This is a genomic window from Pseudomonas sp. 9Ag (assembly GCF_902506445.1).
Lineage (GTDB): Bacteria > Pseudomonadota > Gammaproteobacteria > Pseudomonadales > Pseudomonadaceae > Stutzerimonas > Stutzerimonas stutzeri_AB.
This window is the reverse complement of sequence record NZ_LR733836.1, coordinates 3,942,819-3,967,729: the sequence shown is the minus strand read 5'-3', so window position 1 is coordinate 3,967,729 and position 24,911 is coordinate 3,942,819. Positions and strand designations below refer to the sequence as shown.

Here is a 24,911-nt window from a genome sequence, read left to right as displayed (position 1 = left end):
GCTCGGCGCTTACTCGACGAATACCACCTGACCGTCGCTGAGGGCCGCCACGCGAGCCAGGGACTCGACGCGGAAGCCCGCTTCTTCGAGTTCCTGACGGCCCGCCTGAAACGACTTCTCGATGACGATGCCAAGCCCGGCGATGCTCGCGCCCGCCTGCTGAATGATCGAAATCAGACCCTTGGCCGCTTTGCCGTTGGCGAGAAAGTCGTCGATGACCAGCACCCGGTCGTTGGGCGACAGGTGATTGGTGGAGATTGCGATGGTGCTCTTGACCTGCTTGGTAAAGGAGTACACCGAGGCGGTCAGCAGGTGATCGGTCAGAGTCAGGGACTGATGCTTGCGGGCAAAGATGACCGGTACGCCCAGCTCCAGGCCTGCCATGATCGCCGGCGCGATGCCCGAGGCTTCGATGGTGACGATCTTGGTGATCTTCTCGTCGCGGAACCGGCGCGCGAATTCCTGGCCGATCTGCTGCATCAGCACGGGGTCGATCTGATGGTTCAGGAAAGCATCGACCTTGAGTACACGGTCGGAAAGTACGATGCCTTCATTGCGGATCTTCTGTTTCAGCTGTTCCACGAACGCGCTACCTCAAGCGTGAGCGGCCGGGTTTGCCTGATGAATCGGGGCGCTGAAAACCAGTTGGGCGCTGCGCCATGGAGGCGAGCGCCCAGCTCGTTTCGATCCAGCGTCCGTTCATCACGGCTTACCGCGGCCTGGAAAGCCGCGCATTCTCGCTCATTTCGGTGCGCGGGTCCAAGTGGACCGTTCAGTCCGCTATTTCGATCGACAGGCGGCGAAAGCGCGCCGCTTCGCCGTGGTGTTGCAGCGCCAGGTGTCCTTCGGCAGCCTGGGCAAAGCGCGGATAGCCGCTGAATTTGCTGTTGGCGATGTGCTTATGCAAGGTCGGATCATCGAGGCGATAGCGCAATACGCGTCGCCCGTCCAGCCAGTGCTAAACCTCGCCGTCGCGCACACTCAAGGCGGCCTCGATGAACTGCTCGGGTTCGATCGGCGTCTCCAGCTCAGGCCGCAGTAACCCGTACAGCGCACCGTTGCGTGTCCTCGGCTCGCGGCCATCGGGATGGCCTCGGTCGTCGAGCAATTGCATCTCCGGACCGCTGTGCCAGCTCAGTTGCGCCTCTTCTTCGACGCGACAGAACAGCCCGGAATTGCCGGCTACTGGCAAGGCAAACTCCAGACGTAGCACAAAGTCGCGGTAGCGCTCTCGTGAAATCAGGTCGACCCGGCGCGTGCCTGCGATGGCCTGAAGTTCGTCGCCCGCTGCGCGCCAGCAATCAATGGGAAATTCGTCGCCGTGCCAGGCGCGCCACTGAGACGCGTCGAGTCGCTCGATCATGTGCTTATCCGAACAGTTGCTGTTTACGCCGCAGCCAACGGTAGCCATACGGGCCGAGTTGAATCTTTAGCGGCGAGCCTTCGGGCTGGTCATAGTCGTAATCGGCGAGCACGTCGACCATGTCTTGCAGGTCATCGGCTTCGATAGTCACCGTCGTTTCCTGATCCGCCAGGTTGACCAGCATAAGCACCGTCGAGCCGTTGTCATGGCGAATGGCAAACACCGCCGGGTCGTCGACCTCGACGGTAGAGCGTTTGCCGATGCCGATCTCGCGCAGGCCAATGCGCGTGCGGATCATGTTGCCGGTGCGGGCCATCAATGAGTCACTGCGCAGGGTTTGGGCGAAGACGTTGACCTTCTCGAAGCTGAACGGACCTTCATCAATCAGCGGCGCCGCCAGTTCACCCGTGGTGCAGGAAAAACCGGCGTTGGGCTCGTTGGACCATTGCATGGGGGTTCTTACGGCCTGGCGTTCGGGACGCTCCATGTCGTCGCCCATGCCGATCTCTTCTCCGTAGCGGATGATCGGCGTGCCGGGCAGCGAGAACAGCAGCGCGTGGGTGGCCGCGATGCGACGCTCGTCGCCGTCGAGCATGGGCGCAAGGCGCCGGCGGATGCCGCGATTGTAGGCGCGCATCTTCGGGTCGGGCGCGAAGGTGTCCATCACTTCATTGCGCTCGTTTTCTTCCAGGCGATCCAGGCTCAGCTCGTCGTGGTTGCGAATCCACAACGCGTATTGTGAATGGCTGGGCGGCAGCGGTTGGCTATTCAGCGCGCGGGTCAGCGGTTCGGCTTGCTGCCGCGCGAGGGCCAGGAACAGGTGGTTGTTGGTCCAGAAATCCAGCAACAGGGTGACGCGGTCGGCCTCGTCGCCAAAGTACTCCACGTACTTTTCCGGGTCGGTGTCGATCTCACCGAGCAGTACCGTCTCCGGCCGGCGCATGGTGACGAAATCGCGCATGTGTTCGAGCAGCCAGTAACCCTTTTTGAGATCGCCGCCGCCGGCCTGGCGCACCATGTGCACCGCGGCGTCGATACGGAAGCCGGAGACGCCCAGGCGCAGCCAGAACGACATGATCCGTTCGATCTCGTGGATCACCCGCGGGTTGGCCAGGTCCAGGTCCGGCTCGTGCTTGTAGAACAGATGTCGATAGTACTGACCGGCTTCCTCGTCCCAGGTCCAGATACTGTCCTCGACGGTCGGAAAGATCGGCGCCATTGAGTCGTCGGGCTCGTCCGCCCAGATGTAGTAGTCGCGGTAGGGTGAGTCGCGATCTCGGCGCGCCTCCTGGAACCATTTGTGCTCGCTGGAGGTGTGTTGCACCAGCAATTCGACAATCACGTGCAGGCCCAGCTCCTCGGCTTTTTCCAGCAGCGCGACCATGTCGGCGAGATCCCCGAATTGGGGCGCAATCTGCAGGTGGTCGGTGACGTCGTAGCCGGCGTCGAGAAACGGCGAGGCATAGCAGGGCATGATCCAGACCGCGGTGGCACCCAGGCCGCGGATGTAGTCCAGGCGTTCGGTGATGCCTTTCAGATCACCGCAGCCATCGCCGTTGCTGTCGCGGAACAGAGCGGGATCGACCTGATAGATCACCGCGTTGCGATACCAGAGTGGACGCATGCTCAACCCTCCGTAGGGCGCAGGATGACCGCCTGCAGCGAGTTCAAGGTTCCGCTATTGGGCTCGCCTTCGCCGACCCCATCGCTGGCAACTTCTACTTGCCAGGCACCGGCATGCGGGTAAGCGTGGGAGTGTTCGGCGAAATTGATGCAGACCAGCCGACAGTCATTGCCGAGCTGTCTGCGATAGACCAGCACTTCAGGATGTGACGGTAGCTCTTCGAAACTGCCGTGATGCAGCGCCGGGCTGGCCTTGCGTGCCGCCAGCAGGCGTTGGTAGAGCGCGAACACTGAATTGGCAGCACCGGTCTGGCGTTCTGCAGCGAGCTCGTCAGCTTCGGGTGAGAAAGGTAGCCATGGCTCGGCGCCGCTCCAGCCGTGCGGTGGCTCCGCTTGCCAGGGAATGGGCGCACGGCAGCCATCCCGGCCGCCCGGATCGACGCGGGTGTCGGCGGTGATCAGCGCATCCTCCAGCCCCAATTCCTCGCCCTGATAAATGAACGGTGTGCCGCGCAGCGTCAGCAGCAGCACCGCCGCGGCGCGGGCGGCCTGCTCGGAACCCCTGTAGCGGCTGCGCTGGCGCACGTTGTCGTGGTTGGACAGGACCCAGGTCGGCCAGGCCCCGGACGGTTGCAGCCAGTGTTCGACCTCACGGATGCAGGTGCGAAACAGCACCGGGTCCCAAGGCGCGTCGAGCGGGTTGAAGTTGAAGGCCAGGTGCAGCTCGTCACCGGCGCCGTAGTACTGCAGCACGCGCTCGGTCGAGCGGATATTCACCTCGCCCACAAGCATGCGGTCGCCGGCATAGCTGTCGACCAGCCGGCGCAGGCCACGCAGGACTTCATGGCTGTAGGGCTGGTCGTTGAAATCCGACAGTGGCTGACCGGCCTGGCAGCGCGGGTCATCGGCGAAGCTCGGATCCTTGCCCGTGCAGTGAATGACATCGATGCGAAAGCCATCGACGCCGCGATCGAGCCAGAAGCGCAGCACGTTGTGCATGGCCTCGACCACCTCCGGGTTGCGCCAGTTGAGGTCCGGTTGCTTGGCCAGAAACAGGTGCAGGTAGTACTGCTGGGTGTGCTCGTCCCAGGTCCAGGCGCTGCCGGCACCCAGCGCGGCACGCCAGTTGTTTGGCTGATCGCGCCAGATGTACCAGTCGCGCTTGGGGTTGTCCCGCGAGCTGCGCGACTCGACGAACCAGGGGTGCTCATCTGAGGTGTGATTGGGCACAAAGTCCAGCAGCACGCGAATGCCGCGGGCATGTGCTTCGGCGATCAGCCGGTCGATGTCGGCCAGCGAGCCAAACAGCGGGTCGATATCGCAGTAGTCACTGATGTCGTAGCCGGCATCGGCCATCGGCGAACGGAAGATCGGTGACAGCCACAGGGCGTCGACGCCCAGCTGTTGCAGGTGATCGAGATGGCGCAGCACGCCGTTGAGGTCACCGATGCCGTCGCCGTTGCTGTCGGCGAAGGAACGCGGGTAGATCTGGTAGATGGTGGCGCCTTTCCACCAGGGTGCCTGGGGTGACTCGCTCATTGCTCGTAGCCCTTTTCCGGTGTGCGGCAAGCCCGGCGCAACGGACCTGTGAGAGTTACGACTGACGAGCGGTGCTCCGGTTTCCCCTATTCGTTGATCTCCGTCGGACGGTACTGAACGCGACCCAGGATACTCCGACTAACCTTCACCAGCCTCAACGACACCAGGAGACCGCCATGTTGCGTATTGCTATCAACGGTTATGGCCGTATCGGCCGAGCTGTACTGCGAGCCCTGTTCGAGCGAAATCTGGAAAATCAGATCCACATCGAAGCGATCAATGACCTCAGCGAGCGGTCGGCCATGGCCCACCTGACGCGCTTCGATACCACCTTTGGAAGGTTCCACGGCCAGGTCGATCTGCGCGATGACGTGATGCAGATCCGCGGCCAGTCGATCCGCCTACTGCAGGAGCGGGACCCTACGCAGCTACCTTGGAAGCAGCTGGGCGTTGACGTTGTGCTGGAATGCTCCGGCAAGTTCAAGAAGCGAGACCTGATCGACCAGCATTTGCAGGCGGGTGCGCAGCGGGTGTTTGCCTCGCACCCGCTCGATGGCGCAGACCTCACGGTGGTCTACGGCGTCAATCACGAGCTGTTGGGCGACCAAAAGGTGATCTCCAATGCCTCCTGCACCACCAACTGCCTGGCACCGATGGCGAAGGTGCTGCACGAAGCGGTGGGCATCCGCCAGGGCCTGCTCAACACGGTGCACTCCTACACCAACGACCAGAGCCTGCTGGACAAGGCGCACAAGGATCTCTACCGCGCCCGTGCGGCCGCGGAGTCGATGATTCCCTCGACCACCGGCGCGGCGAAGGCCATCGGTCTGGTGCTGCCCGAACTGGCCGGACGGCTGGACGGCCTGGCGGTGCGGGTGCCAACGCCCAATGTGTCGCTGGTCGACCTGACCTTCACTGCCGAACGTGCACCGGGCAGCGTCGAGGCGATCAACCAGATCTTGCGCGACGGTGCGCAGAAGATGCCGCTCGGGGTTATGGAGTGCAACGACCTGCCGCTGGTATCCCGCGACTTCTTTGGCCATCCGACCTCGTGCGTGGCCGACCTCAGCCATACCCGCGTGCAGGGTGATCTGGTCAAGGTGCTGGCCTGGTACGACAACGAATGGGCATTCTCCAACCGCATGCTCGATGTGCTGCTGCACTGGGGCGACGGCAAGGCGCAGGCTAGCTGAAGGTAGACGCATGAGCAGAGGCGAGGGCATCTGGGCGCAACCATTGGCAGACTTTCGCGCCGCGGCGGCGGCTGACAGGCCGACGCCCGGTTGCGGTGCGGCCGCCGCTGTCACCGCCGATATCGGCTTGGCGCTGGTGGTGAAGGGGCTGCGCATCAGTGAGGCGCACGGTGCCAACCCGGCGCGCCTGCAAGCGCTACAGGCCGCTGAAGCGCTGCTGGGCCGACCGGGAGCCTTTGCCGACGACGACATGCAGGCGTTCAGTGACTACCTGAGCGCTGCCCGTGAAGGCGAAGTCGAGGACAAGCAGGCGGCGGCGCGTCAGGCCTGTGCAGTGCCGCTGGCCCTGGCGCATTGCTGCCTGGAGGCGCTCGAACTTGCCGTCGATGCCTGGCCGCTTACCGACCCGAACGTGCAAAGCGATGTTCAGGCAGGGGCCGTGCTGATTCATGCGGGGCTCAGCGCGGCGCTGATCAACGTCGATGCTGATATGCCGAGCCTCGACAGCGGAGCGACACGTGAACAGGCCGGGCAGACACGCCGACGCCTGCAGAGCGAAGGCGACGATTTGCTGCGGCGGCTGGCCGATCCCGGCAGGTAGCGGTTCCCCAAGCCGTCTTGGAAGCTCAGCGGCTTCTGCTCGTCCGTCGCGCTTGGTGTTTGGAGTTTGCCTAATATTCGCGAGCAAGCTCGCTCCTACGAGCCGATGGCCGTTTTGGTTATCAAGACCGCTGCCGGCTCGCTTGGGCAGGGAGCCAGCTTGCTGGCTAACCAACCCAAAGCCCATAGCCTGCTTCGACAAAACGCATGGTGATCTAAAACGAGAAAAAACGTCTCGTTTTAGGTTGACGGCTGCGTGGGTTGTTTCTAGTCTCAGAGCCAAGTGAGACGAACTGTCTCAACATAACAATCGAGACCCGCGTCATCTCGGGCTTCGTTCGGCGCTATCGCCGGTGTAGTACGTCCCGTGACCGCCCCCCGGAGAACACCATGAGCCATCGCATCGTCCTGCCGCGCCTGATGGAAGTCGGCGCCGGCGCCAGTCAGCAGATTGTTTCCGTACTCCAGAACCTCGGCTGCAAGCGGCCGCTGATCGTCACCGACCGGATGATGGTCGAGTTGGGCTATGTCGCGCGGATCAGCGAAACCCTGGCCAAGGCCGATATCCCCAGCGACTGCTTCGCCGACACCCTGCCTGAGCCGACCGCCGCGTCAATCCGAGCTGGCGTCGAGATGGTGCGTGCGGGCAGCTACGACTCGATCATCGCCCTCGGTGGCGGCAGCCCGATCGACTCGGCCAAGGCCATCGGCATCCTTGGCAAGTTCGGCGGCGAGATGCGTGATTACCGATTCCCACGCGATGTCAGTGAAGCGGGCCTGCCGCTGATTGCCATTCCCACTACGGCGGGCACTGGCTCGGAAGCCACGCGCTTCACCATCATCACCGACGAAACCAGCGATGAGAAAATGCTCTGCGCCGGCCTTGGCTTCATGCCGGTGGCCGCGCTGATCGACTTTGAGCTGACCCTCTCGCTACCGCCACGGGTGACCGCTGATACCGGCATCGATGCGCTGACCCATGCCATCGAGGCCTACGTCAGCCGCAAGGCCAGTCTCTACAGCGATTCCCAGGCGCTTGAGGCCATGCGTCTGCTGGCGCCGAACTTGCGACCGGCGTTCTACGAGCCCGGCAACCGCCAGGCCCGTGAGGCGATGATGCTCGGCGCGACACTGGCGGGCATCGCATTCTCCAACGCTTCGGTGGCGCTGGTGCATGGCATGAGCCGACCCATCGGTGCGTTTTTCCATGTGCCACACGGACTGTCCAACGCCATGCTGCTGCCGGCGATCACCGCGTTTTCCATTCCCGCCGCGCCTGAACGCTATGCCGACTGTGCCCGCGCCATGGGCGTGGCGGCGCAGACCGACAGCGTCGAAGCGGCCAATGAAAAGCTGCTGACCGAGCTGCGCGCAATCAACAAGGAGCTGCAGGTGCCCAGCCCCGAGCAGTTCGGCATTACCCGCGAGCGCTTTTTCGAACTGCGCGAAACCATGGCCAAGCAGGCGCTGGCTTCGGGCTCGCCCGGCAACAACCCGCGTGTGCCAACCGAAGCGGAAATCATCGACCTCTACGAAACCGTCTGGAACCAGGAGTGACCCATGCAGACCCTCGGCAACCTGATCAACAACGAGGCCGTCGCTGGCCGCTCCGAACGCCACGCGACCGTCTACAACCCGGCGACCGGCGAGCCGCGCCTGTACGTGTCGTTGTCCTCGGCGGATGAAACCCGCGAGGCCATCGGCGCGGCCCAGGCTGCTTTTGAAGGCTGGTCGAAGACGCCGCCGCTGGTGCGTGCCCGCGTCATGTTCCGCTTCAAGGCGCTGCTTGAAGCGCGTCGCGATGATGTTGCCCGGCTGATCTCTCTGGAGCACGGCAAGGTTTTTTCAGACGCTCAGGGCGAAGTCACGCGCGGTCTAGAAGTGGTGGAGTTCGCCTGCGGCATCCCACATCTGCTCAAGGGCGAGTTCTCGCCCAACGTCGGGCGCGACATCGATTCCAACTCGCTGATGCAGCCGCTGGGCGTTTGCGTCGGCATCACCCCGTTCAACTTCCCGGCCATGGTGCCTCTGTGGATGCTGCCGGTGGCCATCGCCTGCGGGAATACCTTCGTCCTCAAACCGTCGGAAAAAGACCCGAGCGCGACCATGCTGCTTGGGGAGCTGCTGGCCGAAGCCGGACTGCCGGTGGGCGTGCTGAACATCGTCAACGGCGACAAGGAAGCGGTGGACGTGCTGCTGACCGATGAGCGTGTGCAGTCGGTCAGCTTCGTCGGCTCGACGCCGATTGCCGAGTACATCTACAGCACCGCCTCGGCGCACGGTAAGCGCTGCCAGGCCCTGGGCGGCGCAAAAAACCACATGGTGATCATGCCCGACGCTGATCCGCAGCAGGTGGTCAGCTCGTTGATGGGCGCCGCCTACGGTTCGGCCGGTGAGCGGTGCATGGCCATCTCGGTGGCGGTCTGCGTCGGCGACGAAGTGGCCGACAACCTGGTCGAAATGCTCAAGGGCGAAATTGGCCAGATGCGCACCGGCCCGGGCACGGGTGTCGAGCCCGAACCGCACATGGGGCCGCTGGTCACCCGCGAGCATCAGCAGAAGGTGTCCGGCTACATCGACCTGGGCGTGGAAGAGGGCGCGACCCTGGTCTGCGACGGGCGCGGCTTGAAGGTCGAGGGCTACGAGAACGGCTTCTACGTCGGTCCGACCCTGTTCGACCGAGTCACCCCGCAGATGCGCATCTATAAGGAGGAAATCTTCGGCCCGGTCTTGGCGGTCGTACGCGTCAAGTCCTTCGACGAAGCGCTGAAGCTGGTCAACGACCACGAGTTCGGCAATGGCACTTCGATCTTCACCCGGGATGGCGACACCGCACGGCAGTACGAGGAGGAGGTGAAGGTTGGCATGGTCGGCGTCAACGTACCGATCCCGGTGCCCATGGCATTCCACTGCTTTGGTGGCTGGAAGCGTTCGATCTTCGGCCCGCTGAACATGCACGGTCCGGACGGCGTGCGTTTCTTCACCCGGATGAAGACCGTGACCCGGCGCTGGCCGACCGGCATCCGAGCCGGGGCGGATTTCTCGATGCCGACGATGAAGTAGGCATTTGCAGGGGGGGCGTCTTGGTGGGCTGAAGCCCACCCTACCGAACCGGGCATGCACGGGTGGCGGAGGTGCGCCCCTCTTCCGCGGTGAAGATCGTCATGGTGCGGGCAGAGGTAATCCGCCCTGGGTGCGAATTTCTCGATGCGGATCATGAATAGACGCGCGTAGGGTGGGCTTCAGCCCACCAGCGTGTTCAGCCCACATGCGTCGATACGCTCATTCCGCGCTATGGCGGTCCACTTTCTGAACAACAAGGCAGACGATGCGCAGCACTTCCCGCGAAAAAGGCTCTTCCATCACCCGTGTGCTGGAAATCATCGAAGCCGTGGCTGGCGCAACGGAGCCGCTGACGCCCAGTGCTTTGGCCGAAAAGCTAGACATCCCCAAGGCCAGCGCTCATCGCCTGGTGCAGACACTGGAGAAAGAGGGTTTTCTGCAGTTCGGCCTGCGTGGCGGCCTGCTGCCGGGCGATCGGCTGCACGCCACGGCGGTGAATATCCTCGGCAGTGGTCGGCATAAGGCCTTGCGTCAGGCAATCCTGCGCCAGCTGTCCGACGAGATTGGCGAAACCTGCGGCCTGTCCGTGCCCGATGGTTTGGACATGCTCTATTTCGACCGGGTGCAGACCAACTGGCCCCTGCAAATCAACCTGCCCATCGGCAGCCACACGCCGCTCTGGTGCACCGCCAGCGGCAAGCTCTATCTCGCTTCGTTGCCGGATGATCAGCTCGAACGCATTCTGCCGCGCCTGCCGATTCGGCAGCTGGCGCGCAATACGCTGACTGACCTCAGTGCCTTGCGTGACGATCTGGTGCGGATTCGCGAAGAGGAGCTGGCCACCGATTCGGAGGAGTTCATCGACGGCATGGTCGCCTGCGCCGTGCCGGTGCGCGATGGCCGTGGCGAACTAAGCGCCTGCCTGTTCACCCATGCGCCGGTGATTCGCTGCTCGATGGAGTCGCTGCTGGCGTTCGTGCCGCGCCTGCGTGTGGCGGCCGGGGAGCTCGAGGCGATTGTCAGCGGTTGAGGTGCCGGAGGGTGGATGTCGCTTCTTACATCCACCGTGAAGTGCCGGTGGAGCACCACCCGGTGGATCGATGTAGCGTGATCCGCCATACGTCTGTTGAGCTGCGAAGGCTCCGCTACTTCTTCAACATCGCTCGCATCGCCGCCAGCGCATCGTTGCCGCGGGCCGCTTTGACTTCGACCGGTGCGTCTTCCTGGCCTTCCCAGACCAAATCCTCGGGTGGCAGCTCGTCGAGGAAGCGGCTCGGCGTGCAGTCGATCACCTCGCCGTACTGCTTGCGCTTGGCGGCAAAGGTCAGCGCCAGGTTGCGTTTGGCGCGGGTGATGCCGACGTAGGCCAGGCGCCGCTCTTCTTCGATGGTGTCGGACTCGATGCTGGAGCGGTGCGGCAGGATCTCCTCCTCGAAGCCGATGATGTACACCGAGGGGAATTCCAGGCCCTTGGAGGCGTGCATGGTCATCATCTGCACGCCTTCGGCACCTTCCTCCTCTTCCTGCTGGCGCTCGAGCATGTCGCGCAGCACCAGCTTGCCGATGGCGTCCTCGATGGTCATGTCGCCGTCTTCGTCTTTTTCCAGCGTGCTTTTCAGCGCATCGACGAGGAACCAGACGTTGCCCATGCGTGCATCGGCCACCTTGTCGCTGGAGGCGTTCTGCCGTAGCCAGTTCTCGTAGTCGATGTCCATCACCATGCTGCGAATGGCGGCGATCGGATCGTTCTGCGCGCACTCCTGGCGCACGCGGTCCATCCAACGTTTGAAGCGCGCCAGGCGTTCGGTGAAGCGAGCGTCGAGGTGTTCGCCCAGGCCGATCTCGTCGGCGGCGGCGTACATGCTGATCTTGCGCTCGTTGGCGTAGTTGCCGAGCTTTTCCAGGGTGGTGGAGCCGATCTCGCGGCGCGGCACGTTGATCACGCGCAGGAAGGCGTTGTCGTCGTCCGGGTTCACCAGCAGGCGGAAGTAACTCATCAGGTCCTTCACCTCCTGGCGGGCGAAGAAGCTGGTGCCGCCGGACAGGCGATAGGGAATCTGGTGGTGCTGAAGCTTCAGCTCCATCAGCTTGGCCTGGTAGTTACCACGATAAAGAATGGCAAAATCGCTGTAGGGGCGCTGGGTACGCAGGTGCTCGGTAAGGATCTCCAGCGCCACGCGCTCGCACTCGGCGTCCTCGTTGCGCGTGCGGATCACGCGGATCTCGTCGCCGTGGCCCATGTCCGACCAAAGCTGTTTCTCGAACACGTGCGGGTTGTTGGCGATGAGGATGTTGGCGCATTTGAGGATGCGGCTGGTAGAGCGGTAGTTCTGCTCCAGCATCACCACTTTCAAGGACGGGTAGTCCTCTTTGAGCAGCATCAGGTTTTCCGGGCGCGCGCCGCGCCAGGCGTAGATCGACTGGTCGTCGTCACCGACCACGGTGAACTGGTTGCGCATGCCGACCAGCAGTTTCACCAGCAGATACTGGCTGGCGTTGGTGTCCTGGTATTCGTCGACCAGCAGGTAGCGGATGCGGTTCTGCCACTTCTCCAGGATGTCGGCGTGCTCCTGGAAGAGCTTGACCGGCAGCAGGATCAGGTCGTTGAAGTCCACTGCGTTGTACGCCTTGAGCGTGCGCTGGTAGTGCAGGTAGACGATGGCGGCAGTCTGCTCCTTGGGGTTGCGCGCGCTGGCCAGGGCCTCGTCAGGCAGGATCAGGTCGTTCTTCCAGCTGTCGATGTAGTTCTTGATCTCATCGGCGCCATCATCGCCGGAATACTCCTTCTGCATGATGTCGGTGAGTAGCGCCTTGATGTCGCCGTCATCGAAGATCGAGAAGCCGGGCTTGTAGCCCAGACGCGCGTATTCCTTGCGGATGATGTTCATGCCCAGGTTATGGAAGGTGGACACGGTCAGCCCGCGCGCCTCGGCACCATTGAGCAGCGTGCCGACGCGTTCCCTCATCTCGCGTGCGGCCTTGTTGGTGAAGGTCATGGCGACGATGTGGCGGGCCTGGATGCCGCACTGCTGCACCAGATAGGCGATCTTGCGAGTGATCACGCTGGTTTTGCCGGAACCGGCACCGGCGAGCACCAGCATGGGGCCGCCGACGTAGTTCACGGCTTCCTGCTGCCGGGGATTGAGTCGGGACATTCTCGTTTGGTCTGTTGAAGCGGGGGCGAGAGTTTAGCAGGGCTGGCCCCGCTAATTGGTAACGTCCGGGCACTGGCGCTACCGGTCGTCGCCGACAGGGCTGGGTTATTCGTCACGATGCACTAGTCTATGCGCGCGGCGCCCGTTTTAGGCTGCTCAGCTTGCCGCCCCGCTTCACACAGGGAGGTGTAACCGTTGAGGTGGCGAGCCACCTCCAGCTCCGTTCGAACCGGGGAAACACCGTGAGATCGTCTACACAACCCATGCGTCTGGTTCTGCTGGCCGATGTGCCCAGGTGGACCGAAGAGCTTCAGGTTGCCCTTTCGTCTGTGCACGGCCGTCATTGGCTGAGTGTGGCCGAAGACTGGTCGGCCGCCACCGCTCTGCTTGCCGAGTCCAGCCACGCCCTGTTAATTGCCACGCCGGGCTGTCGTCCCGCGTCGGCGCACTTTCCCTGGCCTACCGTGCTGTTGCTCGAAGATGAACCTGCGGATCTGCCGGAAGGTGTCATCGACTGGCTACCCGGCCCTCGTTTGAGCACGGACATGGTGGGGCGCTGTGTGCGTTATGCGCGCGAACGGTGCAACCTGGAGGGCGCGCTGCAGAGGCTGGCCGTACAGGACCCGCTGACCGGCATCGCCAATCGCCAGGGTTTTCAGGCGTTGCTCGCATCGCGCCTGGCCGAGCATGAGGGGCAAGGTCTGACGTTCGGTTGCCTGGATTTGGACAACTTTCGCCGGGTCAACGATGCCCTTGGGCATCAGGCGGGGGATCGCCTGATTCTGCAGGTCGTGGCGCGCTTGAAGGCGCAGCTGGAAGTGGGTGACACCCTGGCGCGTCTGGGCGGCGACGAGTTTGCGTTGTTACTCGACACAGAGCGTCAGCCGCATCGTGCGGAGCAGATCGCAGACCGAATCGTCGAGGCTATGGCTGAGCCCTACTGGATTGACGGCGATACCCTGATGCTTGGCTGCAGTCTCGGGCTGGCGCACGCCAAGGCCGATACAGACCCCGATCAGCTGCTTTGGCTGGCGCAGGTGGCCATGCGCCAAGCGAAAGCGAATCAAGGCTGTACCTGGTATCTCTACAACGAGCGGGTCAACCGTAGCGCCTGTCACCTTGCCGACCTTGAAGGCGAGTTGCGGCGAGCGCTGCGGCGCGATGACCTAGAGCTGCACTATCAGCCGCGGCTCTGCATCGATACAGGTCGCATCGTAGGCATGGAGGCACTGGTGCGCTGGCCGCATGCCGAGCGTGGTCTGCTCGGGCCGGACGAATTCATCCCCATGGCCGAAGAAAGCGGCTTGATCGTACCGCTCGGCTACTGGGTGATCGCACGGGCGTTGCGTGACATGCAAAGCCTGCGCGAAAGCGGTGCAGGCGAGCTGCACATGGCCGTCAACCTGTCGTTCCGCCAGTTTCAGGACAGCCAGTTGCTGACAACCCTTCAGCGGCTCATCGCGGAGCGCGGTGTCGATCCGCACTGGCTGGAGTTCGAACTTACCGAAACCGCAGTGATGCGGCGCAGCGATCAGGTGCGCGGCACCATGAACGCCTTGGCCGCGCTAGGTGTGCGTTTCTCGCTGGATGATTTCGGAACCGGATTCTCGTCGTTTGTACACCTCAGCCGACTGCCGATCAGCCTGCTGAAGATCGACAAGAGTTTCGTTGACCAGATGGCCGCGCGGCCCCAGAACGGCCGGCTGGTTCGCGCAATGATCGACCTGGCGCACAACCTGGGATTGGAAGTGGTGGCTGAAGGCGTGGAGGGGGCGGCGCAGCTCGGCCAATTACGGCGCTTCGGTGCAGACCAGGTGCAAGGCTATCTAATCAGCAAGCCGCTGCCCCTGGCCGAGCTCGGCTCTTTTCTCAATGGCGGATACGCGGCCGAAGCCAGCGGTTGAAACGAAGCGCCGGGCATGAGCCCGGCGCAGTGCATCAGCGAACCATGTGCAGGAAGTGCATGTGCTTCTCGTACTGGTCGAGGATGTCGCCAATCACGCCGTCTCGGCTCCAGCCCATCACATCGTAGTTCTGCCCGCCTTCCTTGAGATGGACCTCGGCGCGGAAGTAGGTGGGCTCATCGCCATCCTCCTCCTCGGTCGCGACGAAGCTCGGCATCGGATAGCCGCGTGGACGCACCTGATAGAAGAAATCGGGGGCGCCTTCGTGGGTGATATGCAGTCCGGTTCGGTTGTCCTCGCCGGTAGTCAGCTCGACCCCATAACCCTGCTTGCGCAACTCCTCGGCGACAGCGGCGCAGGCGGGCGCTGCGATTTCGTTGAGGAAGCGTTCTACATCGCGACGGCGCGGATAGCGGGTCATGTTCTGTACCCGGCTGCGCCAGCCACCCTCTGACTGCGGAGCGGTCGGGGTAGTGCTGACTGCCTGGTAGCGCAGGCCCTGCTTGGTGGCATCCACGCGCAGCGCCTTGAGCAATCCCCACATGGCGCAGAGCAGCACCACGGTGAAGGGCAAGGCACTGGCAATGGTCGCTGTCTGCAGAGCGGTCAGCCCATCGGCGAGCAGCAGTGCGATTGCGACGATGCCCATGGAAGCGGCCCAGAACACCCTCTGCCAGGTCGGCGTCTTGTCCATGCCGCCGGAGGCGAGCATGTCCACCACCAGGGCGCCGGAGTCTGCCGAGGTGACGAAGAACACCACCACCATGATGATGGCGATCAGCGACAGCAGCGAGGCGAAGGGGAAGTATTCGAGGAAGGCGAACAATGCCAGTGAACTGTCGCGCTCGATGGCTTCGCCCAGACTGGTGACATGGTCCCAGAGAATCATGTGAATTGCCGTGTCACCGAATACCGTCATCCACAGCAGGGTGAAGGCCGTCGGCACCAGCAGCACGCCGGTGACGAATTCACGGATAGTACGGCCGCGCGAAATGCGCGCGATGAACAGGCCAACAAAGGGCGACCAGGCCAGCCACCAGCCCCAGTAGAACAGGGTCCAGCCGCCGATCCAGTCGTTCGGTTCGTAGGCATAGAGGTTGAACGTCGCGGTGACGATCTGGGAGAAGTAGTTACCGGTGTTCTGCACGAAGGTCTGCAGGATGAACACGGTCGGGCCGGCGACCAGCACCAGTATCAGCAGCAGGACGGCCAGCGTCAGGTTCAGCTCGGACAGTCGCCGTACGCCCTTGTCCAGGCCGGTGACCACCGAGATGGTGGCCAGGACGGTCGTTCCGGCGATCAGCATGATCTGCACCGGTACGGAGATGGGTAGGCCATAGAGGTGATTCAACCCAGTGTTGATCTGGGTGACACCGAGCCCCAGCGAGGTGGCAACCCCCAGCACGGTACCGATGATGGCGAAGATGTCCACCGCATGCCCAATCGGCCCATGAATGCGCTCGCCAATCAGTGGATACAGGGCTGAGCGCAGGGTCAGTGGCAGTCCCTGGCGAAAACTGAAGTAGGCCAGGATCATCGCGACGATGGCGTAGATGGCCCAGGCATGCAGGCCCCAGTGGAAGAAGGTGATCTTCATGGCTTCGCGTGCGGCGGCGACGGTGCCGCCTTCGCCGACCGGAGGCGAGAGAAAATGCATGACCGGCTCGGCCACGCCGAAGAACATCAGGCCGATGCCCATACCTGCCGAGAACAGCATCGAAAACCAGGTCAGATAGCTGTAGTCCGGCTCGCTGTGATCAGGGCCCAGCTTGATCTCGCCATAACGGCTGAGCGCCAGCAGCACGACCATCAGCAGGATGACCGCGACAGCAAGAATGTAGAGCCAGCTGACGTTGGCGATGATCCAGGCCTGGACGTCGCTGAACACGCCTTGAGCGTGTTCCGGGGTAGCGACGCTGTAGATCACCAGCAACAGGATGAGCACGGCAGAACCGTAGAACACCGGGGGATTGAGGGTGGGAGAGGAAGACTTGTTGGCCTCCATGCTGCGCTCCTTGATTACAGATTGGGGAGTGGCCGCCTGTGGCGAAGAGGACGCAATCTAACATATCGGTCAGCTTTAGACCGGGCCCGCACCCTGGCGTTGGGGGTGGGGCGCCTGGATGTGACCGCACGATGCAGCCATGTGCAGCGTTTTTTTGGTCTTTTCAGGCGGCTGCGTGAGCCAGGTTCATCACCGTTGAGCCTGCTATGGGTTCGGTCCCTGAGTTCAACCCGCTTGGCTGCCGGGCCGGTACTGCAAGGCCTCGGCCAGGTGCGCGCGACCGATGGATTCGGCCTGCTGAATATCTGCCAGTGTGCGTGCGACCTTGAGGACTCGGTGTGCAGCGCGTAGTGACAGTCCGAGGCGCTCGCAGGCGCGCTCGAGCCACTGCTGGTCTTCGGGCTGCAATGCGCAATAACGGCGCAGACCGGCAAGATCGAGGAAGGCATTGGCGCAGCCCTGTCGCTTGAGCTGAATGCGCCGCGCTTCGGCCACTTGGGCGGCGACCCGCTGGGTGGTTTCGTTGCCTGCCAGCGGTGCGTTCAACGCTGTCGCTTCGCGAGCGACCGTCAGATGCAGGTCAATGCGATCAAGCAGCGGCCCGGAGAGCTTGCCGCGGTAGCGTTGAATCTGGTCCGGCGAACAGCGGCAGCGACCGCTCGGGTCGCCCAGGTAGCCGCACGGGCAGGGGTTCATCGCCGCGACCAACTGGAAACGTGCCGGGAAGCGCACCTTGTCGCGTGCCCGTGCGATGACGATGCAGCCGGATTCCAGCGGCTCGCGTAGAACCTCAAGGACCTTGCGGTCGAACTCGGGGAGCTCATCGAGAAATAGCACGCCCTGATGCGCCAGGGTGATTTCGCCCGGCCTGGGCCGACTGCCGCCGCCTACCAGTGCTGGCCCTGATGCACTGTGATGGGGCTGCCGAAAAGGGCGCTGCGGCCAATGCGCCAGCGGTGACTGACTGGCGACAGACTGAATCGCGGCGACCTCCAGCGCTTCCTGTTCATCCAGAGGCGGAAGCAGGCCGGGTAGCCGGCTGGCCAGCAAGGTCTTGCCGGTACCAGGAGGCCCTGACAACAGCAGGTTATGCCATAATACACCCAAAGACATACCGGATTCGAGACATGCGCCCAAAAGCCTATAGCTACATTCGCTTCTCAACGCCCGAGCAAGCGAGAGGAGACAGTAAGCGACGTCAATTAGCTGCGGCCCGAGAATATGCCATAAAGGAAAATCTCGATCTTGTCGAAGAGGCCGGTCATATCTTTCTAGACGAAGGTGTAAGTGCATATAAAGGAAAGAATCGCAGCGATGCTAGTAACTTAAAGTTATTTCTTGATTATGTAGCTTCAGGGAAAATCGAAAAAGGTTCTTATTTATTAATTGAGTCGCTAGATAGAATAAGCCGCGAAGATGTGGCGGCTGCGTTGCCACGGTTTCTAGATTTGCTCAACGCGGATATCGTGGTTGTGACGCTTAGTGATTCCATGGTTTATCGAAAAAATCCCGATCTTGGAAGTTTGGTTTATTCTATCGTGCAGATGGGTAGGGCGAATGCTGAGTCAGTTCAGAAAGGCGATCGAATAGCGAAGGTTTGGCGCAATAAACAAGTTCTTGCAAGGGAAGAGAAAAGACCTCTTGGGAGAGCCTGCCCGTACTGGCTTGAATATAAGGAAGGGCGATACTGCGTAATAGAAGATCGAGCTAATGTGGTACGAAGGGTGTTTGAGTTGACAACTCAAGGCTATGGCCAGATTCAAATAATGAAGTTGTTTAATTGGGAGGAGGTTCCTGTATTCGGCTCGGCTAGCCGAAACAAATCCCGTTTGTGGGGTAAGAGTTCCATTGCGAAGATACTTAGCAATCGAAGTGTTATAGGGGAATATCAGCCGACCGGTTTGATCGACGGGATCAGAGTAACTTTAGGTGAGCCAGTTAAAGATTACTATCCGGCCATAGTTGATGAAAACGTTTTTTATGCGGCAAGTGCCGCGAGGCAACAGCGGGCGGTGACACAGTCAACAAAGCAAGCGGCGAATTTCAATGTTTGGTCTAAGGTTGCCATTTGTACTAAGTGCCGGTCGCCAATGCACCTGGTAAACAAAGGACCTAGCCCTAAAGGGGGTCGTTATCTCAGGTGTTCAGCAGGGGTGAAGGGGAAGTGCGATAACAGAAGTGTGCGACTGGATTATGCGGAAGAAATGTTTAAAGAGATACTTGCTAAGCTCAATAGTAGCTCATTGGTTGAAGATACTAGAAAACAAAAAGACCAGAAACTAGCAGAAACGAAAGGGCGTATAGTGGCCGCAGAGAAAAAATTAGCCGAGCTAGTTTCTTTAGTGGAAGAAGCGCCTTCTGTAATGCTTGCTACTTTGATTCAAAAAAAGGAATCCGAGTTAGATGATTTAAAATCGTTGCTGGAAGAGGAAAAAATTAGTAGCTCTATGCAAGAGGTTATTGATAAGGGCGAGTTTTTTGATAGGCTCGACGTAATGTCGTATGAGGGGCGTTATGCGGCTAACTTGTATCTTCAGCGGCTCGATATTAAGGTGGCTATTAAAAATGACTCTAAGGAGATTATGTTTGTTGCTATCCGCAAGGAGATGCCGCAATTTGGCATATTGAAGGTTATGGCGAATGCTCCGATTTATATTCCTTTGGGTATTGAATCTCTGAAGGCGGTGATCAATCAAGAGGATGTTACATCGTTAGCTGTCCCGTATAGTAAAGAGCGGCTTTTCGAGGTATTGAATAAGGTGAGCCCTGAAGCTGCGCTGAAAGTGGAAGCCCAGGGAGTTGATCGTCTAGCGAAGATTCCGTTAGATGCCGAAATTAAAGAGAAGTTGCTAGAGTCTTTTGGTCTTGGTTCTCAGAAAGAGCGGACCTAACGCGATACACCGTAGCCACTCCGCAGCCAGCTAGACGAGCAATTTCCGCAGCCGATGCGCGAGGGAATTTACGCTGCGCAGTTTCGACAGCTTGCCAAATCGCTTGATTCTTCCCCCGTTTAGGAATTGCTTCTCCGCGTGCTTTTCGGCGTTCAATCCCTTCTTTTATGCGCTCTACACGTTTGTCTTGGTCAAGGCGAGACATGGTGGCCATTAAGTCAAGCAGCATCGAATTCACAACTGACATAACTTGAGATGTGATATCTGTTGTTGAAGCTAGCATGTGAGTTGTCGGCAAGTCTGCCACGACCAGCTTAATATCGCGCTGCTCGATTGTTGTTCTCAACTGCTTCCATTCTTCTGTGGAGAGGCGCGACAGCCGATCTACGCTTTCGCAAAGAAGCACATCACCTTGATGAGCGTCGTTCAGCAATCGCACCAAATGCGGGCGGTCAAGCTTCGTACCGCTAGCGTTCTCGGCATAAACACCGACGATATTTAAGCCAAGCTCCTCAGCAAGTCTGACAAGCTTGCTTTCGGCTCGGCGACAGTCTTGTTCTTTCGTTGAGGCGCGAAGGTAAATGCGGGCATTGTGCATGGCTGTCCTATCAGATAACTATGTGGCAGATAGTAAGATGATAATTCTATCACATTGCCTGGTCAATGTACTCTTCTGATAGAGACTGATATGCGTGCGGCATGCTTTCGGAAGGGTATAGAGGTTTGATAGGAGTATTTCGCCCTCCCACAGCTCTTGCTTGGTTCGATTTCGGGTTGGTGCCTGATAGGCTGTCGGGAATCATCATGAAAGGACTCTGGAGATATGCCCGCCGTTATCGCTGAGAACGATGTGTCAATTTGGGACGACGAAACCGGAGCTGTTTATCACTATCCCAAGCGATACAGCTCCATCCTTAAGCCTGGGGTGCAGGTGATCTACTACAAAGGCAGGATGACAGATAAGTCCTTCGCTGATCAGCGGCTCAGCGCTCAACCGCACTACTTTGGTGCTGCACGTATTGGCAAGGTTTACCCCGACCCGAAAAGCTCGAAAGGTGATCTTTTTGCGTTGATCGAGAGTTTCCAGCAATTTGAGCAGGCAGTTCTGGCAAAGGAAGGGTCTGGCTACCTCGAATCCATACCGCCATCGAGGTCTAGTAACTACTGGCGTAGCGGGGTTCGTGAGATTGGACAGCACACCTTCGATAGCATCATGGCTAAGGCCGAGATTAAGCCATCGCAGGCCACCGAAAGCGGTGGCAATGAAGCCACATGGGGCTTCGAGTCCCGCACCGAGGGCAATCCATCGACCTACTACGGAATTCGCTACGAACGTGACCCCAAGCTGCGTCTCCAGGCAATTGCGATTCACGGTTTAGCTTGCAAGGCGTGCGGCTTTGACTTCGGGAAGGCGTACGGCGAGTACGCTAAGGGCTATATCCACGTCCATCACACGCAGCCCATTTCTGAATTCGAGGCGCCCAGAGTCGTGAATCCTGAAACTGACCTGGTGACCCTCTGTGCAAATTGCCATGCAGTGGTTCATCGCAGGCGTGATCGGACGCTTAGTGTCGATGAGTTGAAAGGGATTGTTCGTGGGAAATGGGTTTGTGCTAAGGCTGATGAATAGGTAGGTATGGAGATATTGACAGGCAGTTGATGCGTTGATGTCAATACGGCATCATCACTGAGCATCCAAAGCCTTTAATGGAGTAGTTATGAGCATAGGGAAATATTTCGCCTTGTCTGTCGTGCTGGCGTCAACTGCAGTCCATGCGGAAATTACCAGCTTAACCGGCGATATTGAATACGGGCCTGCCAGGGATATGGTAAACAAAGCCCCAGTTTGCTCATCGGCTACGGACTTTTTCGAAATGTTCCAGGTAGCGGCTAATACTGAAGATCAGGCAGCAGTGGGGGCCGCGTGGGAGGCGCTGGTTAAGCGCGGGGCATGTACGCTACTTCCTCCCCAAACAGTCTACGTAAATGCTTTGCGGATGGCACAGATAAGTGGGTCTGCACGGAAAGAACCATCAGTTTACACTGTGGCGAAAATTCGCGCTGATGGGAAAGAGCTTTTCGTGCTACCCAATAATCTGGTGGGCGAAGCAGGTTTTGATATTATCAAGCAGTCACAGCAGCTGAATAAGCGTAACGGCATGCCGCTGGTTCAATAAGCAGAGGTGTATAGGGTGCGCTTAAGCACCCTATACCAATATTGATATGTCCGAAGTGTTCACACTGCAATTGCGGTAGCCTCTGCCTTCTTAATTTTTAGGCGCGTGAAGAAAAATCTTTTGTGGTGCTCTCCAGTCCCAAAGTGCTTGTCTCGCACTTTTGCCAAATAGCTTAAATGCCTAAAGCAACGTGCGAAAGCTGTATGGTCGCCCCTGTTCAATAAGTGCGGCAACGAGAAGTGTATGGAGCCTCCAGACGCGCTTTTCCAGCTTGTTTCGAGTAAGCCCCATAGTCCGCTATGGCCTTCGCCTGAAAACGCGCCCAGGCGCCTGTAAATCGCTTTAAACGCTATGAAAACATGGTAGTGTCCGGACTTGCTGGTGCCGACTTCCCTGACTGCGCCCGTGACTATGTGCTTGTGCTTTCCCCACTTGCTTGACCGTAAATGGTCCTTGACCCGTTTAAGGAAGCTGCTGACGACTGAGTTTTCTAACTTAGCGTCTGAATAAGATTTTCGCGGGAAATGAAGATCAAAACGCAGCACGGAAACACGACTATGCATACTCATTATCGCCATGAGCTGCGAATGTATTGACTCGAGGATTTCAGTGTACAGCCCGAGGTTTAGGGCCTTGCTGGCATTGACCGGAAGATTCTTGAAGCTATTTTTATAAGTGATGTGCATTCGCATACGAAATTCTATTGTTTGATTAAATATCCTCTGCTGATATTTTATAAAATTATTTTCCAATAGCTTTATATGTTCTTGTTGGTGATGGTCTTGGTGACTGGTAATAGATATCTAATAAGATATTACTAATATACAACAAGGTTCCGCCCGGGATGCCTGGCATGCTCTAGCTTTGGCTGTAATTTTGTTATCGCAGAATGAGTGCAGAGCGCGGATTGGCGTCGCTTGCAAATTCATGCTCTCACGAAAAAATCGTTTTCTAAACAGCTTTTAAAAAGAAAGTTGCTAGGCCACTAAAAGGCTCGGAGAAAATGATAGAACGCCATTTCAGTGAAAACGGATGGGGGGCTGTTGTGGGGAATATCTTTTGATGTAAAAGGCCCATAACCGCGGCATTGTACTTGACGCGGCATAGGGCTCTTGGGTTAGTTACTAGCGAATCAGCTGGCGAAGCGCTGCCTGAGCGGAGCTGTCGGTCTTTCCGACCATCGCTGATGTGTTAATAAGCCTAAAGTCATCTGGGCCTAACGGCTGGAAGGGGTTCGCGAGTATTTCAATATCAAAATGCTGGATGGTGTTGCCGAATTTACCTAGTGCTACGCCTGTCACAGTATTTGCTCCAGCCCTTCTAAGGAGGGCGGACGCTACCCCGAACGAAAGGCCATAGGTTGTGCAGTCGTCTACTACGATCACATTTCGCCCGCGAATGCTTTTTGCATAAGCGGGATTGAGGTGCATGGTCGTTATCTGGCCGGTAGGATCGCAACGATTACCGCCCCGCCCAGCAGAGCGCTTATCGGACGGGGTGTGCCGAATAAACAATGGGGTAGATAAACGCGCAAACTGAACCCGGGACACTATTGTGCGCAGTCTGTGCGTGAACGATGAAAGTACTTCCGTATCATCATTTCGGCTTTTTGAGGACGGGTATACGGCCCAAAAGAGGGCACCAGTACCGCCCACTCCATCGATCAATAGAGACCGGGCGCAAACGATGAGAAGTGCGGTCAACCGGTGACCACCATTTTTGACAGTGTTGGTGAGTTTCTGCGAAAAGACAACTTGAGCATCATCCCGGCCATAACCGGATAGATCGGTTAATGCTTTAACTGAATATTTTTGGCCTTGTCCTTCAAACCACCAATGTCCGTCCCACCCTTCCGTCAAATCAATCACATTGCGAACTTCTTGTGGAGTGTCGATTCTCACCCCAAGAGCCCTAACTTGGTTATCGTTTGACCAGCCTGCGGCAATTAGAACGGCTTCACCATTCTTCGCCATTTGAATATCTTCGGCCTTTGCTGCAAGGACCAAAACGTCATACGTTGGCTTTTTCAAAGCGCCAGCAATTTCCCGAACTATGTTGCCATTCTGACGCCCTTCGTTTTGTACGTATCCGACTCCTGTTCCCCTAAAGCACTCGTCAAACCAGTCGGGCTTGTTATGGTTCGATACAACGAAAACATAGTTGCCTCGCTGCTGCTCTCCAATTAATGCTTGTATGACGTTAGTGTTCAGATGGCCGTTGTGATGAATGGCCGCTTGCGATGTGATAAGTATTAGCATCCTTACTCCTTAGACGTCTACATCAGATCAAGCTTAACTGAGGGTCGGTTAGTTCGTTGTCTAGTTCACCTGAGGCTTCTGACCGAGTGTCGCAGTCGGTGATGTGGCTCTCGCTGGCTTCGTTTAGTTCATCTGAAGCTGAGCTGCTTCCAGGAAAGCCGACGACGGTATGCAATAGGTCAAGTGACTGAATCGGTAGTTCAATCGATTCCGCGCCATATTCCTTTGCCGAGAAAGAAAGTTCGGGCCTTTCGTAGTCTGTAGTTGGCAGTAATATGTTAAGTATCTTTTTGTTGTATTTGTGTGCAAATTTTACGGTGTGCGCTGTGCCGCTTTTAATCTGCCATTCTGCGGGTATCAAAATATCGCAAAGCCCGGCTTGTATTCTGTTTCTCCTGACGAAGTTCTCTGCGCTGTATGACTGGTTTGGTAGATACTCGCTTAATATTGTTCCGTTATGAGCAATAATTTGTTCCCGGATGCTCTCTGAACCCTTCGGATAATTGTTTAGGATGCCAGTCCCTAGAACTGCTACTGTCGGAATTCGATACCTTATGGATTCGAGATGACATGCTTGGTCGATGCCAGTTGCTAGCCCGCTGACTGTAATGCAATCTGCTCCAGCTAAGCTTGCAACGGCGCAGCGGGTGAGAAATAAACCGTCTTCTGAAGGCTTGCGTGTTCCGACTATAGCTACGGCGCGCCGCTCGAGATTTTCAAGGTTTCCTTGAATGAAAAGCCAGTGTGGTGAATCGGGGATTAATCGAAGTTTGTTTGGGAATTCCGGTTCGCCTTTGAAGCATAGGCGAATCCCCATATTTGCTAGTTCCCGAGCAGTTTCTAAGCCCTTTGCCCATAACGCTTCTTGTTGAGCATCATCCTTGCCATCGTCCACAAAATGCTTCGAGATGCCATGCCCCGATGGGTCCTTGAGCGCCTTCTTAAAGCCAACGCCACTCTCTGCTAGTTTATGAAGCGTCCAGAATCCGAGCCCTTTCAAAGCGGACAAAGCTAAAAAAGCTACTCGCTCATTTCTCCAAAATTCTCTGTCATCCATCATGCGGCCTTTAGCCATCCCTCGGCGAACTCAATTATTGATGGTGGATTTATGATTGTGTCAGTGGATGCGTGATTGATTAT

Annotated in this window: 18 protein-coding genes and 2 pseudogenes; 9 read left to right on the top strand and 11 right to left on the bottom strand. The window is 58.7% G+C overall.

What is annotated here, in order from left to right; translation table 11 throughout:
- Window positions 1-9: 9 nt before the first annotated feature.
- The 4 genes and pseudogenes from ALTERO38_RS18085 to ALTERO38_RS18070 all read right to left on the bottom strand — a co-directional run bounded on the left by ALTERO38_RS18085 (window position 10) and on the right by ALTERO38_RS18070 (window position 4,525).
- Entirely contained in the window at window positions 10-582 is a 573-nt protein-coding gene (locus tag ALTERO38_RS18085) for a xanthine phosphoribosyltransferase (RefSeq protein WP_159969223.1), read from the bottom strand.
- A 190-nt stretch (window positions 583-772) separates the two neighbouring features.
- Window positions 773-1,363 (bottom strand): annotated as a pseudogene (locus ALTERO38_RS18080) (DUF1080 domain-containing protein).
- A gap of 4 nt (window positions 1,364-1,367) precedes the next feature.
- Window positions 1,368-2,987, bottom strand: coding sequence for an alpha-amylase family protein (locus ALTERO38_RS18075; RefSeq protein ID WP_159969222.1), 1,620 nt, complete (start codon window positions 2,985-2,987; stop codon window positions 1,368-1,370).
- Window positions 2,988-2,989: 2 nt separating this feature from the next.
- Window positions 2,990-4,525 (bottom strand): alpha-amylase family glycosyl hydrolase, encoded by a 1,536-nt coding sequence (locus ALTERO38_RS18070; RefSeq protein WP_159969221.1) that lies wholly within the window; start codon window positions 4,523-4,525, stop codon window positions 2,990-2,992.
- Between the two features lie 176 nt (window positions 4,526-4,701).
- Here ALTERO38_RS18070 and gap point away from each other — a divergent pair, with 176 nt between their 5' ends.
- The 5 genes from gap to ALTERO38_RS18045 all read left to right on the top strand — a co-directional run bounded on the left by gap (window position 4,702) and on the right by ALTERO38_RS18045 (window position 10,411).
- Window positions 4,702-5,718: a type I glyceraldehyde-3-phosphate dehydrogenase gene (gene gap, locus ALTERO38_RS18065; RefSeq protein ID WP_159969220.1), complete on the top strand. Its 1,017-nt coding sequence runs from the start codon at window positions 4,702-4,704 to the stop codon at window positions 5,716-5,718.
- A 10-nt stretch (window positions 5,719-5,728) separates the two neighbouring features.
- On the top strand, window positions 5,729-6,319 hold the full coding sequence (locus tag ALTERO38_RS18060; protein ID WP_159969219.1) for a cyclodeaminase/cyclohydrolase family protein: 591 nt from the start codon (window positions 5,729-5,731) through the stop codon (window positions 6,317-6,319).
- A 389-nt stretch (window positions 6,320-6,708) separates the two neighbouring features.
- A complete protein-coding gene (locus ALTERO38_RS18055; protein WP_159969218.1) occupies window positions 6,709-7,875 on the top strand; it encodes an iron-containing alcohol dehydrogenase in 1,167 nt (388 codons plus the stop codon).
- Window positions 7,876-7,878: 3 nt separating this feature from the next.
- Window positions 7,879-9,381, top strand: a complete 1,503-nt coding sequence (locus tag ALTERO38_RS18050) for a CoA-acylating methylmalonate-semialdehyde dehydrogenase (RefSeq protein WP_159969217.1) — start codon at window positions 7,879-7,881, stop codon at window positions 9,379-9,381.
- Window positions 9,382-9,646: 265 nt separating this feature from the next.
- A complete protein-coding gene (locus ALTERO38_RS18045; protein WP_159969216.1) occupies window positions 9,647-10,411 on the top strand; it encodes an IclR family transcriptional regulator in 765 nt (254 codons plus the stop codon).
- A 115-nt stretch (window positions 10,412-10,526) separates the two neighbouring features.
- Here the strand turns inward: ALTERO38_RS18045 and rep are convergent, their stop codons facing one another.
- Entirely contained in the window at window positions 10,527-12,536 is a 2,010-nt protein-coding gene (gene rep, locus ALTERO38_RS18040) for a DNA helicase Rep (protein ID WP_159969215.1), read from the bottom strand.
- A 263-nt stretch (window positions 12,537-12,799) separates the two neighbouring features.
- On the opposite strand from rep, the gene ALTERO38_RS18035 reads away from it, so the two are divergent.
- Window positions 12,800-14,440: a bifunctional diguanylate cyclase/phosphodiesterase gene (locus tag ALTERO38_RS18035; RefSeq protein ID WP_159969730.1), complete on the top strand. Its 1,641-nt coding sequence runs from the start codon at window positions 12,800-12,802 to the stop codon at window positions 14,438-14,440.
- Window positions 14,441-14,474: 34 nt separating this feature from the next.
- Here the strand turns inward: ALTERO38_RS18035 and ALTERO38_RS18030 are convergent, their stop codons facing one another.
- On the bottom strand, window positions 14,475-16,445 hold the full coding sequence (locus ALTERO38_RS18030; RefSeq protein WP_102837265.1) for a choline BCCT transporter BetT: 1,971 nt from the start codon (window positions 16,443-16,445) through the stop codon (window positions 14,475-14,477).
- A gap of 225 nt (window positions 16,446-16,670) precedes the next feature.
- A pseudogene (locus tag ALTERO38_RS18025) lies at window positions 16,671-17,537 on the bottom strand (YifB family Mg chelatase-like AAA ATPase); the annotation flags it as partial.
- Window positions 17,538-17,572: 35 nt separating this feature from the next.
- On the opposite strand from ALTERO38_RS18025, the gene ALTERO38_RS18020 reads away from it, so the two are divergent.
- The gene (locus ALTERO38_RS18020) at window positions 17,573-19,336 is read left to right on the top strand and encodes a recombinase family protein (RefSeq protein WP_159969214.1); all 1,764 of its coding nucleotides are present in this window, start codon (window positions 17,573-17,575) and stop codon (window positions 19,334-19,336) included.
- Here ALTERO38_RS18020 and ALTERO38_RS18015 read toward each other — a convergent pair.
- Window positions 19,281-19,934 carry a recombinase family protein gene (locus ALTERO38_RS18015; RefSeq protein WP_159969213.1) on the bottom strand — a complete coding sequence of 218 codons (654 nt, stop codon included), beginning with the start codon at window positions 19,932-19,934 and terminating at the stop codon, window positions 19,281-19,283. The genes ALTERO38_RS18020 and ALTERO38_RS18015 overlap by 56 nt on opposite strands.
- A 225-nt stretch (window positions 19,935-20,159) precedes the next feature.
- On the opposite strand from ALTERO38_RS18015, the gene ALTERO38_RS18010 reads away from it, so the two are divergent.
- Window positions 20,160-20,966 (top strand): HNH endonuclease, encoded by an 807-nt coding sequence (locus ALTERO38_RS18010; protein ID WP_159969212.1) that lies wholly within the window; start codon window positions 20,160-20,162, stop codon window positions 20,964-20,966.
- Between the two features lie 88 nt (window positions 20,967-21,054).
- Complete coding sequence (locus tag ALTERO38_RS18005) at window positions 21,055-21,513, top strand: hypothetical protein (RefSeq protein WP_159969211.1); 459 nt, start codon at window positions 21,055-21,057, stop codon at window positions 21,511-21,513.
- Window positions 21,514-21,572: 59 nt separating this feature from the next.
- On the opposite strand, the gene ALTERO38_RS18000 is transcribed toward ALTERO38_RS18005, so the two are convergent.
- The 3 genes from ALTERO38_RS18000 to ALTERO38_RS17990 all read right to left on the bottom strand — a co-directional run bounded on the left by ALTERO38_RS18000 (window position 21,573) and on the right by ALTERO38_RS17990 (window position 24,846).
- Entirely contained in the window at window positions 21,573-22,205 is a 633-nt protein-coding gene (locus ALTERO38_RS18000) for an inovirus-type Gp2 protein (RefSeq protein ID WP_159969210.1), read from the bottom strand.
- A gap of 432 nt (window positions 22,206-22,637) precedes the next feature.
- Window positions 22,638-23,771 carry a hypothetical protein gene (locus ALTERO38_RS17995; protein ID WP_159969209.1) on the bottom strand — a complete coding sequence of 378 codons (1,134 nt, stop codon included), beginning with the start codon at window positions 23,769-23,771 and terminating at the stop codon, window positions 22,638-22,640.
- A 22-nt stretch (window positions 23,772-23,793) separates the two neighbouring features.
- A complete protein-coding gene (locus ALTERO38_RS17990) occupies window positions 23,794-24,846 on the bottom strand; it encodes a DNA-processing protein DprA (RefSeq protein WP_159969208.1) in 1,053 nt (350 codons plus the stop codon).
- Between the last annotated feature and the right edge of the window lie 65 nt (window positions 24,847-24,911).